General features: G+C 49.8%; 12 protein-coding genes, 1 rRNA gene and 1 other RNA gene. All 14 read left to right on the plus strand.

What is annotated here, in order from left to right:
* Window positions 1–111 precede the first annotated feature (111 nt).
* Window positions 112–1716 (plus strand): CTP synthase, encoded by a 1605-nt coding sequence (locus tag DFQ01_RS10355; RefSeq protein WP_110043809.1) that lies wholly within the window; start codon window positions 112–114, stop codon window positions 1714–1716.
* Window positions 1717–1980: 264 nt separating this feature from the next.
* On the plus strand, window positions 1981–2376 hold the full coding sequence (locus tag DFQ01_RS10360; RefSeq protein ID WP_110043810.1) for a response regulator: 396 nt from the start codon (window positions 1981–1983) through the stop codon (window positions 2374–2376).
* A 530-nt stretch (window positions 2377–2906) separates the two neighbouring features.
* Complete coding sequence (locus DFQ01_RS10365; RefSeq protein WP_110043811.1) at window positions 2907–4175, plus strand: UDP-N-acetylglucosamine 1-carboxyvinyltransferase; 1269 nt, start codon at window positions 2907–2909, stop codon at window positions 4173–4175.
* A 101-nt stretch (window positions 4176–4276) separates the two neighbouring features.
* Complete coding sequence (gene rho, locus DFQ01_RS10370; protein ID WP_110043812.1) at window positions 4277–5638, plus strand: transcription termination factor Rho; 1362 nt, start codon at window positions 4277–4279, stop codon at window positions 5636–5638.
* A 59-nt stretch (window positions 5639–5697) separates the two neighbouring features.
* Window positions 5698–6951: a radical SAM family protein gene (locus tag DFQ01_RS10375; RefSeq protein ID WP_110043813.1), complete on the plus strand. Its 1254-nt coding sequence runs from the start codon at window positions 5698–5700 to the stop codon at window positions 6949–6951.
* Window positions 6952–7107: 156 nt separating this feature from the next.
* A complete protein-coding gene (gene rpmE / locus DFQ01_RS10380) occupies window positions 7108–7305 on the plus strand; it encodes a 50S ribosomal protein L31 (RefSeq protein WP_110043814.1) in 198 nt (65 codons plus the stop codon).
* A 72-nt stretch (window positions 7306–7377) separates the two neighbouring features.
* Window positions 7378–7815 carry a hypothetical protein gene (locus tag DFQ01_RS10385; protein ID WP_110043815.1) on the plus strand — a complete coding sequence of 146 codons (438 nt, stop codon included), beginning with the start codon at window positions 7378–7380 and terminating at the stop codon, window positions 7813–7815.
* 70 nt (window positions 7816–7885) lie between these two features.
* An RNA gene (gene ffs, locus DFQ01_RS10390) (signal recognition particle sRNA large type) lies at window positions 7886–8151 on the plus strand.
* A gap of 191 nt (window positions 8152–8342) precedes the next feature.
* Window positions 8343–10148 carry a DNA polymerase III subunit gamma/tau gene (dnaX, locus tag DFQ01_RS10395; protein ID WP_110043816.1) on the plus strand — a complete coding sequence of 602 codons (1806 nt, stop codon included), beginning with the start codon at window positions 8343–8345 and terminating at the stop codon, window positions 10146–10148.
* A 50-nt stretch (window positions 10149–10198) separates the two neighbouring features.
* Window positions 10199–10510 (plus strand): YbaB/EbfC family nucleoid-associated protein, encoded by a 312-nt coding sequence (locus DFQ01_RS10400; protein ID WP_110043817.1) that lies wholly within the window; start codon window positions 10199–10201, stop codon window positions 10508–10510.
* Between the two features lie 95 nt (window positions 10511–10605).
* Entirely contained in the window at window positions 10606–11205 is a 600-nt protein-coding gene (gene recR / locus DFQ01_RS10405; protein ID WP_110043818.1) for a recombination mediator RecR, read from the plus strand.
* A 157-nt stretch (window positions 11206–11362) separates the two neighbouring features.
* Window positions 11363–11647: a DUF2508 family protein gene (locus DFQ01_RS10410; RefSeq protein WP_174812479.1), complete on the plus strand. Its 285-nt coding sequence runs from the start codon at window positions 11363–11365 to the stop codon at window positions 11645–11647.
* The gene (locus DFQ01_RS10415; RefSeq protein WP_110043820.1) at window positions 11644–11907 is read left to right on the plus strand and encodes a pro-sigmaK processing inhibitor BofA family protein; all 264 of its coding nucleotides are present in this window, start codon (window positions 11644–11646) and stop codon (window positions 11905–11907) included. The genes DFQ01_RS10410 and DFQ01_RS10415 overlap by 4 nt, the downstream gene beginning before the upstream one ends.
* A 381-nt stretch (window positions 11908–12288) precedes the next feature.
* Window positions 12289–12529, plus strand: a 16S ribosomal RNA gene (locus DFQ01_RS10420); the annotation flags it as partial.

Raw genomic sequence — 12529 nt, forward strand, 5'->3', positions numbered from 1 at the left:
TCAAGGTTGTTCCATAATTTGGACGACGTCCCTTGCAGTGGACAAGCGCTGATTCGCGTGAGATTAGGCAAACCTAAACATTAACATAGGAGCTTGGAGGGTATTGGTACAGTGACTAAATACATTTTCGTAACAGGCGGCGTTGTGTCTTCTCTTGGTAAGGGCATTACGGCGGCATCTCTTGGCAGACTGCTGAAGAACCGTGGTCTTAAAGTGACGATTCAGAAATTTGATCCTTATATTAACGTTGACCCGGGTACAATGAGCCCTTATCAGCACGGTGAAGTATTCGTAACGGACGACGGTGCGGAGACGGACCTTGACTTGGGACACTACGAACGCTTTATCGACATTAACCTGTCGAAGAACAGCAACGTAACGACCGGCAAAATTTACTCGACCGTTATTACGAAAGAACGCCGCGGCGAATATTTGGGCGGTACCGTTCAAGTTATCCCGCATATTACGAACGAAATTAAAGACCGGATCTTCCGTGCAGGCAAAGAAGCAGGCTCTGACGTTGTCATTACGGAAATCGGCGGTACGGTTGGCGATATCGAGAGCTTGCCATTCATGGAAGCGATTCGTCAGATCAAGAGCGACATCGGCCGTGATAACGTGATGTATATCCACGTTACGCTCATTCCTTACATCAAAGCAGCGGGCGAGATGAAGACGAAGCCAACGCAGCACAGCGTTAAGGAGCTGCGCAGCATCGGTATTCAGCCGAACGTTATCGTTTGCCGTACGGAGCAAGAGCTGCCGGACGACATGAAGCGTAAGATTGCTCAGTTCACCGACGTGGATGCGAATGCTGTTGTTGAGTGCCGTGATGCTTCGACACTGTACGAAGTACCACTTATGCTCCGCGAGCAAGGTCTCGACGATATCGTCGTCAACCACCTGAAGCTGACGACGACACCTCCGGACATGACGGAGTGGGAAGCGCTCGTGAAGCGTGTGAAGTCGCTGCACAAAAAAACCGAGATCGCAATCGTCGGCAAATACGTTGCGCTGCATGATGCATACCTGTCGATCGTTGAATCGCTTGGTCATGCTGGTATCGCACTGGAATCCGATGTGGACATCCGTTGGGTCAATGCGGAAGAAGTGACGGACCGCAATGCGGCCGACCTGCTGCAAGGCGTACACGGCATCCTCGTTCCGGGCGGTTTTGGCGATCGTGGTATCGAAGGCAAAGTAGCGGCGATCCGCTATGCGCGCGAGAACAGCGTTCCGTTCTTCGGCATTTGCCTCGGTATGCAAGTTGCGGTTATCGAGTATGCGCGTAACGTTTGCGGTTTGGACGATGCGAACAGCTCCGAGATCAATCCATCTACGCCATACCCGGTTATCGATCTTCTGCCAGATCAGAAGGATATCGAAGATATGGGCGGCACGATGCGCCTTGGTCTGTATCCTTGTAAGCTGCTTCCGGGCTCGGTTGGCATGAAAGAATACGACGACGAGCTCGTGTATGAACGTCACCGTCACCGGTATGAGTTCAACAACGAATACCGTGAGCGTATCGAATCCAGCGGTCTTGTGTTCTCGGGTACGTCCCCAGACGGCCGTCTGATCGAAATGGTTGAACTTCCGAACCACCCATGGTTCCTCGCCGTGCAATTCCATCCGGAATTTACGTCGCGTCCGAACCGCCCGCAACCGCTGTTCCGCGGTTTCGTTCGCGCAGCGCTGAACTATTCGAATCAATAAAAATGATATTCCGCCTATGCATTCTGATCGAATGCATAGGCGGATTTTTTTGTTTTATGTCTATTTTTGATGGATTAACATGAATTCCTGAGTCTATGCGGGCATAGGTTCTATTGGTTTTTTGTTCTTCTTCAATATCTGACAAGACATGTAATTCCTTTTTTTGAAAAAACGGAAGGAAAAATGGATAGCAGATGCGAATAGTTTATAGTAAATAAAATATGGAATTTTCGGCGAGTCCGAGGTTTTGTAGGAGGCGAGTAAGTGGAGAACAACAAAGTATTGATCGTTGATGACCAGAACGGGATTCGAGTTCTGCTGATGGAGGTTTTCAGCAGCGAAGGTTACGAGACTTATCAAGCATCCAACGGTAAGCTTGCACTGGAGATCGTTCGGGCTCACCGCCCTGATCTAGTGCTTCTTGATATGAAGATTCCTGGCATGGATGGACTCGAAATTTTGCGTCATATCAAGACGATCGATGTTGATATTAAAGTCATTATGATGACTGCATATGGGGAACTCGATATTATCAATGAGGCGCGCGACCTCGGAGCGCTGATGCATTTTACGAAACCATTCGATATTGATGAGCTTCGATTTGCTGTGAATCACCAGCTGCGAGGCGATCTGAATAGCCGTACACCAATTGGGACCTAGTCATTAGGTCCTTTTTTAGTCCCAGGAAGTAAGTATTTCGTCAGGCTTAGGCTTGGATTTCTCCGGAATGAACGCTGCTTCGCCGTTTAAAGGACGGCGACAGCCGATTCACCTCGCTGTGCCACAATCCATTTACCATATTCGAGCCTATTGTGATATACTGATTCAGTGTGTCCTAAGCAAACATAGACGATGCAACGTGAGTTGTACGTCATTCGTATAGCAGCAGGAGCAGTCGTTTAAGAAAAAATCCGTCTGTTCGGCAGCAGCAATTAAGCGTAACGTTCGAAACCATTAAACCGAACGACCGTCCAGGGTGGACGGATCGACCATAATGGAGCGGTGCTCCAGCGAAGGAAGGGTCAGCGCCCTCCTTATGCTTGTCAGGCGGAAGTCTCTCCTGCTGCGGATCATATGTGATTCGTCGGGGGAGATTCGCCATATTCATAGGGCTAATTTCCATTAATCGGTCGTTGTCGTTATTCGCTGTTTTTGTTCGCTTCTGACGGGGGAGGGTTCGAGTTAAAGGCATGGAGAAATTGATGATTCGGGGCGGTCGTCCGCTTCATGGTGTTGTACAAATCAGTGGGGCGAAGAATAGCGCAGTTGCGCTTATTCCAGCTGCCATTTTAGCAGAGTCGGCTGTTACATTAGATAATTTGCCGGCAATAAGTGACGTTGCCGTATATAGTGATATTCTAAGAGACCTCGGCGCAGTCGTTGAACGGAAGGATGATATCATCCGCATCGATCCGTCCGAGCTGAAGTCCGTTCCGATGCCCAATGGCAAAGTGAAGATGCTGCGTGCATCCTATTATTTGATGGGTGCGATGCTGGGACGTTTTGGTGAGGCTGTGATCGGTCTGCCGGGCGGCTGCAATTTTGAACCACGGCCAATTGATCAACATATCAAAGGTTTTGAAGCGCTTGGTGCTACCGTTGTGAATGAACATGGCGCCATGAGAATTACAGCCAAGGAGCTGCGCGGGGCGAAAATCTTTCTTGATATCGTCAGCGTTGGTGCAACGATCAACATTATGCTTGCGGCTTCCAGAGCCAAGGGCTCCACGATTATCGAGAATGCGGCCAAAGAGCCTGAAATCATAGATGTAGCAACACTGCTGAACGCCATGGGCGCGCGCATTAAGGGTGCAGGTACCGAGACGATTCGAATCGAAGGTGTCGATCAGATGCATGGCTGTCGTCACTCCATCATTCCAGACCGCATCCAAGTCGGCACATACATGATCATGGCTGCTGCGACTCGCGGCGATGTGACAGTCGAAGGCGTCATTCCGAAACATATGGAGGCCGTTACGGCTAAGCTTCGTGAGATGGGTGCAACGGTTGAAGAACTCGATGATGCGGTGCGTATCATTAGTAGCGATGAACCTTACCATCCTGTTGATGTAAAGGCGCTTGTGTACCCTGGCTTCGCAACGGACTTGCAGTCTCCGATGACAAGCTTGCTCACGCAGGCCAATGGTGTAAGCGTATTAAGCGACTACATCTATGGCAATCGGTTCAAGCATGTGCCTGAATTAGCGCTTATGGGTGCCAACATCCGGTTGGAAGGACGCTCTGCGATTATTGAAGGCGGACCTTTGAGCTCTGCCAAGGTGCATGCGACTGACCTGCGGGCAGGGGCTGCACTTGTTATTGCTGGCCTAACCGTCAAGGATGGCATTACAGAAGTAACGGGCGTGGAGTACATTGACCGCGGATACGATAATTTGGTAGAAAACCTGCGCAGATTAGGCGCAGATATTTGGCGGGAGACGACTTCTGACGATAAATAAGATAGGAACACAAGAAAGCGGCGTTATTTTGACTTTAAATGGAATAGCGCCTACTTTTTCAGGCAATGCTTGTAAGCAAAATCGAATAGAGTGGTGAGAATATGGCAGATCTTCAGATCGCTGATCTAGAAGAGATGAAATTAACGGAACTGTACAAGCTGGCGAAGCAGTATCAGATTCCTTATTACGGACAGTTTAAGAAAAAAGAACTTATTTTCGCAATATTGCGGGCGCAAGCGGAGAAAAGCGGATTTTTCTTTATGCAAGGCATTTTGGATATTTTGCCGGACGGCTTCGGATTCCTTAGACCGATCAATTATTCCAGCAGTAACGAAGATATATACATTTCGCAATCCCAGATTCGTAGATTTGATCTACGCTCAGGCGATCTCGTTTCAGGCAAATGTCGACCGCCCAAAGAGAACGAGCGTTATTATGGATTGCTTCAGGTCAATGCCGTTAACGGCGAGAACCCAGAGACTGCTGCAGAACGCCTTCATTTTCCCGCCCTTACCCCTCTTTTCCCAGAGAAGAAACTGGTACTGGAAACAGCCCCTAACAAGCTCTCGACTCGGATTATGGATTTGCTCGCCCCAGTTGGTCATGGGCAGCGTGGCTTGATTGTTGCACCGCCGAAGGCAGGTAAGACACTGCTTCTGAAGGAGATTGCCAACAGCATTTCGAACAATCATCCCGATATTGAGCTTTTTGTGCTGCTTATTGATGAACGTCCAGAGGAAGTTACGGATATGCAGCGTTCGGTCAAAGGGGAAGTTGTCGCTTCGACCTTCGATGAACTGCCCGAGAATCACATTAAAGTGGCGGAGCTTGTGCTTGAACGTGCGCTGAGGCTTGTCGAGAGCAAGAAGGACGTCGTTATTTTGCTCGATAGCATCACTCGGCTTGCTCGTGCTTACAATCTCGTTATTCCTCCGTCAGGTCGTACACTGAGCGGCGGTATTGACCCCGCTGCATTCCATCGGCCTAAGCGGTTCTTCGGTTCGGCGCGCAATGTGGAAGAGGGCGGAAGTCTGACCATTCTGGCAACGGCACTCATCGAGACGGGCTCCCGAATGGATGACGTCATTTATGAAGAGTTTAAAGGTACAGGCAATATGGAGCTTCATCTGGACCGCAGATTGGCAGAACGCCGCATTTTCCCGGCACTCGACATTCGTCGTTCGGGTACGCGTCGTGAAGAAATGCTGCTGACGAAGGAAGAGCTCGACAAGATTTGGGCGATTCGCAAGAGCATGAATGACTCCATGGAGTTCGTCGACAGCTTCCTCAAGAAGCTTGCCGATTCGAAGACGAACGAAGAATTCCTCATGTCGCTGGATACTTCATCGTTCTCGAACGGATCATCTCACACAGGTACGAATTCGGCAGGAAGCAGCGGGGGCACAAGCGCGGGACGTAGACCGCAGGCTCGTTCCACGACTGCAGCGACGCCGCGTGAATAGAATTTAATGGTTACGAAGTTGGGTTTGGCTAGCCAAACCTTTTCTTTTAGGAGGACAGCATGAATCTTGTTTATGCAGACGCCGATGGCAATGTATTCGACCATCCTACATGGATTGGTCTCGGTCGCAGCGGCGATATGGTTGTAGAACTAATGGAAGATGAGCTCATCCCACTGCCGGAGGGGGCAACGTTGGTTGGCCTGCCGCACACTCGGCCGATTGGCTTGGACCCGAAGAAAGGGATGGCTGTACTCCCAGGTGATGTGCAGGCGGTTGGCGCACTGCTGCCGCAAGGCTACACACGGTTGAATATCCCATCTTACGTAAAGACGAACAAGGAAGAGAAATTCCCGCTGTTCGGCTATACGGCTGTTGTTTGGAAGGACGGACAGTTTTATGTAGCGGCTGAAGCAACGGATGACCCTGAGCGTTGGAATCCGCTGAATTGCGATCGCCGCGATGTGGCTAAGGGAGTAGAACTGCTGACTGCGAAGTATCCGGAGAACCGTCTTTATCAGCATTTATCGAACTGTGCGCTTGGGTACGAATGCCTGACCTCTTCGAATACGTTCCTGCAGCGCTGGGAAGGCGGCGTTCCTGTATCGTATTCCTGTAATGCTGGCTGCTATGGCTGTATCTCGGAACAGCCGGATGACAGTGGGTTTGTAGCGCCGCAGACACGGATGAATTTCCGACCAACGGTCGAAGAGCTCGTTCAAGTAATGATGGAACAGCTCATTACACCGGATGCGATCATCAGCTTCGGTCAAGGCTGTGAAGGCGAGCCTTCCACGCAAGCGAAGATTATTATTGAAGCAATTAAAGAAGTGCGCAGCCGTACTTCGAACGGTTTTATCAATATCAACACGAATGCAGGTTTGACGGATCACATTCGCGGCATCGTTGATGCTGGTCTTGATCTGATGCGCGTCAGCACGATCAGTGCACTGGACGATCATTATAATGCTTACTACAAACCGCGGGCTTACACGCTTAAGAATGTAGAGAAATCTTTGAAGTACGCGACGGATAAGGGGGTCTATACCTCGATCAACTACTTGATCTTCCCAGGTGTAACCGACCGCGAGGAAGAGATCGAAGCGATGATCGGTTTCGTGAAGCGGACAGGCCTTAAGCTTATTCAGATGCGGAACCTGAATATCGACCCTGAGAGCTACTTGGAGCTTATTCCGAAGCCGCAAGGCGAGATTTATGGCATGAAGCAAATGTTGGAGATTTTCCGCGATGAGCTGCCGGACGTTGTGATCGGTTCTTTCACGCATATCCCGCCATCGAAGCTCGGAAGTCGTTAGTCCGTCTTATAGCAGTAAGCACCAGATTATTGCTCTGAAGCTTTACGAAGGATATACATGTCATTGCACAGCTCGAATGAGCATGCTATAATCACCGATGTATGTGCTACTTACTCTGGATTCGCATGAAGTCCAGGGCGGAAAGAGGTGAACGAGATGAAACAAGGTATTCATCCAACGTACCATGTAACGACTGCAACGTGTGCTTGCGGTAATACGTTCGAGACGGGTTCGATCAAAGCGAACCTTCGTGTCGAGATTTGCTCCGTATGCCACCCGTTCTTCACTGGTAAACAGAAGTTTATCGATGCAGGCGGTCGTGTGGACAAGTTCAAAAAGAAATACGGCATCTAATATTCTGTTTGAAATTGGCAGAATACAACGACCTCCCTCAGCCATCCTATGGTCTAAAGGGAGGTTTTTTGTATGTTCTTGAATCGATTCGCTCATTCACGTATACGTAATACGGCAAATCGCAAGCTTCTGCTTGGATTGCTCGCCGTCGGTCTAATTGTACTGGAGGCCGGCTGTGGCGGGGGCAGCGGCAAGTATGATAATAAAATGCGCGTACAGCATTACGGCCATGACGGCTATATGGGTCTTACGAATACGAATCCGTCTCTCCCGAATTCGCCACACAGTCTGACGATTAAGAACGATACTGACTTCGTTGATCAGAAATTGCGCGAATTGAAAGGAATAGCACATTCACGTACGGTTATAGATGGTGCGCGACTTACCGTAACGATCGATGCTGCTTCCGGACTGAGTGCTGCCGAGCGGGCGCAGCTGAAGAAGAAAGCAATCGCAGTTGTTCAACAGAATATGCCACGATACGAAGTGGATGTTCATATGACGCCGTAACCGAGGGTTCATTATGTAACTTTTGCCGAGAGGTTGCACTTTGAGTTCTAATCGTCTATACTTAGTTTTACCGTGCTAGACGGGGAGGTAGCGGTGCCCTGTAACTCGCAATCCGCTGTAGCGAGGTTGAATTCCTGCTTGAGGTTATGTGATGCGGGGTTTGGTCTTTGTGAACAACGTTGACAGTTGGGTCCCTCGCAATGGGCATCTGTGAACCTGGTCAGGTCCGGAAGGAAGCAGCCATAAGCAGACACGTTCATGTGTTGGGGGAGTGCCTGACTCGAGTTGGGATCAAAGGTGCCACTCGGATCGCATGTATCGGGAGCAGGTGCACGGTTCCTATTTTATAATGCCACGTCCGGCTGTGCGTTGAATGGTTACATACCATGACGCGCAGGCCGGATTTTTTGCATCTATTATAGGGTATGCGTAATGGAGAAGGAGCAATATGCTTGTTTTGTTGCTGCTTGGGTTCGTGTATAATGGAATAATCGGATCGAAATGTCATCTAGAGAGGATGGGTCCGCATGTCTCACATAGCCTTATATCGAGCTTGGCGTCCCCAGACGTTCCATGACATGGTCGGCCAACGGCACATTATCAAGACGCTCCAGAACGCGATTCGAGAGAATCGTGTCTCGCATGCCTATCTGTTTAATGGGCCTCGCGGAACAGGTAAGACGAGTGCGGCCAAGATTATGGCCAAAGCCGTCAACTGTGAACGGGGACCGGCGCCGGAACCGTGTAATGAATGCGATGCTTGTCAGGGGATTACGGCAGGCACGATCATGGACGTCATTGAGATTGATGCCGCTTCCAACCGCGGGATCGACGAGATTCGCGAAATCCGCGATAAAGTCCGTTATGCCCCGTCCGAAGTTCGTTATAAAGTGTACATTATTGATGAAGTGCATATGCTGACGACCGAGGCATTCAATGCACTCCTGAAAACGTTAGAAGAACCTCCAGGTCACGTTATCTTTATCTTGGCAACAACAGAGCCGCACAAGCTGCTGCCGACGATCATTTCGCGATGCCAGCGGTTTGATTTCAGACAAGTGTCGCTTGAGGAACAAACAGAGCGGCTTCGTCTGATCTGCCAAGAGGAAGGCATACAAGCGGAGGAAGAAGCGTTGTCCTACATCGCTCGTCTATCAGAAGGCGGCATGCGCGATGCGATTAGTTTGCTTGAGCAATCGGCTGCCTTCGGTGGGGAGTCGATTACGCTTGAAGGTGCTGTTGATGTTACAGGCGGTTTGGCTGCGCATCAATTCGCCCAATTAGCAGAGGCTGTTCGAAACCGGGATGCAGGTGCGATTCTACCGTTGGTTGAAGGATTGATGCAAGCGGGTAAGAGTGCGGAGAAGTGCATGGAGAATTTCATTTATTATTTCCGCGATCTTCTCGTCTTGAAGCTTGCTCCGCAGGGCGGCGCATCGACGGAGCGAATCGTCGATGACGGGCGTTTCCGCGAAATGGCGGAATCCTTTACAGCAGATCGGCTTTTCCGTATGATCGACGTATTGAACCGTTATCAGACAGAGATGAAGCATGCGCTGCAGCCCCAGACATTGTTTGAGGTTGCGCTCATGAAGCTTTGTACGATGAATGAGCAGGGTGAGATCGTTGAGCGGAGTGCTGCATCGGGCGGAAGCGCAGGTGCCGGTGGTTCACAGGCAGGCGGAGCAGCCAGCCAAGGTGAAATCACTCGTCTGCAACGTCAAGTTGAGATGCTGGAGGGCAAGCTCGAGCAGTTGCTTCGTACAGGGGTTGCCGCAGGCGCTGGCGAGGCGGCTAACGCTGGTCAAGCTAACGCAGGCAATGCGAACCGTCGTGGCGGTGCAGCTCGGGGAGCCTTTGGTTCAGTTGGTGGCGGAGGCTCTATTAGTAAGCCGAAGCTTGAGCCTTTCGTGGCTGCACTGAATGGTCCTGCCATATCGCAGATTCGTATGCGTTGGGGAGAATTGCTTCAGCGGGTCAAAGATGCGAAGATTACAGTTCATGCATGGCTCGTTGATGGGGACCCTGTTTCGGCTGTTGATGAAACGGTGCTTGTTGCGTTCAAGAGCATGATGCACCGGGAAACGACAGAGAAACCAGCCAACCGCGAGTTGATCGAACACGTGCTGCGGGAAGTATTCGGCAGACCTGTGCGGCTTGCAACCGTCATGATGAAGGATTGGCAGGCGGCTGCGGAGAGCGGCGCTTCTCGTCAAGAAACTGCAGAGACACTCCAGCTTGAACCCGAGGATGAATCGGGGACTAGACCGGAATGGGTCGAGGAAGCATATAAAATGTTTGGCGACCAGCTTGTCGAACTCAAGTCCGATTAGGTAGAATATCGTTATTAGCGTTTCTTATCATTCTCACGAGGTGAATTAATATGACAAATATGCAGCATATGATGAAGCAAGTGAAGAAAATGCAAGAACAAATGCTCAAAGCACAAGAGCAACTCGGCACGAAGACAATCGAAGGTACTGCAGGTGGCGGTGTTGTAACGGTTCAAGTAAACGGCCACAAACAAGTATTGAGCATCAACATTAAGCCAGAAGCAGTAGATCCAGAGGATATCGAGATGCTGCAAGATCTCGTAATGACGGCTGTGAACGATGCGCTCACGAAAGCTGAAGAACTCGCGAACGATGATATGAGCAAATATACAGGCGGATTGAAAATTCCTGGCCTGTTCTAAGATTAGATATGCCTAATGCAACATGACAGGCGGCCTGTCGGACCCGCATACCGCGACCGACAGGTCGTTTGTCTTTTAAAGAGGAGAGAACGCTCATGTATTATCCTGAGCCCATAGCCAAATTGATCGATGCATTCACTCGATTGCCGGGCATCGGTCCGAAGACGGCTGCGAGATTGGCGTTGCATGTGCTTCGCATGCAAGAGGATGATGTAATCGATTTTGCCAAAGCACTAGTCAGCGTCAAACGCAATTTGAGCTACTGTTCGGTTTGTTGCAATATAACGGATACGGATCCATGTCGAATCTGTCAAGATAAGAACCGCGATCATTCGGTTATTTGCGTCGTACAGGAGTCTAAAGACTTGGTCGCAATGGAGCGCACCAAAGAATTCAATGGTTATTATCACGTTCTGCAAGGTGCTATCTCTCCAATGGAAGGGATCGGTCCCGATCAGATTCGAATCGCGGAGCTGCTTCAACGGCTAAGTGATGAGCGCGTGCAAGAATTGATTCTGGCGACTAACCCGAACATTGAGGGTGAGGCGACTGCAATGTACTTGTCCAGATTGGTCAAGCCATTCGGCATTCGCGTAACGCGTATCGCGCATGGCTTGCCAGTTGGCGGCGACTTGGAATATGCGGACGAGGTCACGTTGTCCAAGGCGCTTGAGGGCCGTCGAGAACTTACCTAATATTTTGAGCTTTATCCCTGGTGCTGCAGCGTTCTTTATGGATGCTGCGGCATTTTTAATTGGAGCGGATGCTGTTTAGTCTGCCACATTCGTTCTATCCGGCCGCGTAGGTTCATACATTGTGATGAGCAAATATGGACGAGCGGAGGGAACGGATATGCGATTGAAATGGTGGGGGCATAATCAGCCGGAAGTGATGGACAAGCAGAAGCGGAGTGAGGTAACACAAGATATGTGGGACCTTAAAATCGATATCGAAGAAGCTCGCAAGAGCTGGCTCAGCGCAACACGGTTCTTTCAATACGCTGTAGAGCAGGATGAGGTTGATTATGCCGTGTATCATTTAATGGCGGCAGAGCAGCGATACGCAATGCTTGTTAGACGCGCGAAGTCAATGAAGGATGTAGAGTGGCCAGCATGGACAAGGAGTGAAGGACAATGAAATGGTTCTGGGTAGCTTTACTCGTTATATCTTCGCTGTCACTGCTCATCGTACTGTTGAGGAACCGTAACTCCCTTGAAGCTCTCCGCAGGTTCGCCCTTCATCTCATACTGGCTGCACTCGCATTGTATGCAGTTAACTACTCCGGACTACTTAGTGGATGGGAAATCCCTCTTAACGTAACAACTGTCGGTACGGTCATGGTTCTTGGTCTTCCTGGAGTAGCGTTAATAGCGGGACTGAAAGCTGTGTTGTTCTAGAATAATGTTGGGAATGGATTAGCCGAGACGGAGTAATAAAGGATAGGTCTCGTATTACGACGAAACAGCAGTAAATGAGCATTGTACACTCTCCTCAAATTAATTAGAAAAAGTGCTTGCAATGCGTTGGGCGGCTGTGATATATTATAAAAGTCGCCGCTGAACAACAGCGAGACACGAGAAAAAAGTAACACTTGCAAGACGCGAAATTATCTGTTAAGATGATGAACGTTGTCGAAACAAGTCGAAAGAAATGCTTGACACACTGATTAACATCTGATAAGATGTAAAAGTTGTCGAAAACGATATTGTTCTTTGAAAACTGAACAACGAGCGAAACTGTCAGTTTAAATGTTTTAAATGAGCTAAACAAGCGCTTCTTTTATGGAGAGTTTGATCCTGGCTCAGGACGAACGCTGGCGGCGTGCCTAATACATGCAAGTCGAGCGGAGTTGATGAGGTGCTTGCACCTCTGATGCTTAGCGGCGGACGGGTGAGTAACACGTAGGCAACCTGCCTGCAGGACTGGGATAACATTCGGAAACGAATGCTAATACCGGATAATCGATTTCCTCGCATGGGGAGATCGGGAAAGACGGAGCAATCTGTCACCTGTGGATGG

Source organism: Paenibacillus cellulosilyticus (assembly GCF_003182255.1).
Taxonomy (GTDB): domain Bacteria; phylum Bacillota; class Bacilli; order Paenibacillales; family Paenibacillaceae; genus Paenibacillus_T; species Paenibacillus_T cellulosilyticus.

What these genes read in the sequence shown, in the direction of transcription:
- DFQ01_RS10365 (WP_110043811.1), top strand. Translation starts at nt 2,907, where the DNA reads ATGGAGAAATTGATGATTCGGGGCGGTCGTCCGCTTCATGGTGTTGTA.
- rho (WP_110043812.1), top strand. Translation starts at nt 4,277, where the DNA reads ATGGCAGATCTTCAGATCGCTGATCTAGAAGAGATGAAATTAACGGAA.
- DFQ01_RS10375 (WP_110043813.1), top strand. Translation starts at nt 5,698, where the DNA reads ATGAATCTTGTTTATGCAGACGCCGATGGCAATGTATTCGACCATCCT.
- rpmE (WP_110043814.1), top strand. Translation starts at nt 7,108, where the DNA reads ATGAAACAAGGTATTCATCCAACGTACCATGTAACGACTGCAACGTGT.
- DFQ01_RS10385 (WP_110043815.1), top strand. Translation starts at nt 7,378, where the DNA reads ATGTTCTTGAATCGATTCGCTCATTCACGTATACGTAATACGGCAAAT.
- dnaX (WP_110043816.1), top strand. Translation starts at nt 8,343, where the DNA reads ATGTCTCACATAGCCTTATATCGAGCTTGGCGTCCCCAGACGTTCCAT.
- DFQ01_RS10400 (WP_110043817.1), top strand. Translation starts at nt 10,199, where the DNA reads ATGACAAATATGCAGCATATGATGAAGCAAGTGAAGAAAATGCAAGAA.
- recR (WP_110043818.1), top strand. Translation starts at nt 10,606, where the DNA reads ATGTATTATCCTGAGCCCATAGCCAAATTGATCGATGCATTCACTCGA.
- DFQ01_RS10410 (WP_174812479.1), top strand. Translation starts at nt 11,363, where the DNA reads ATGCGATTGAAATGGTGGGGGCATAATCAGCCGGAAGTGATGGACAAG.
- DFQ01_RS10415 (WP_110043820.1), top strand. Translation starts at nt 11,644, where the DNA reads ATGAAATGGTTCTGGGTAGCTTTACTCGTTATATCTTCGCTGTCACTG.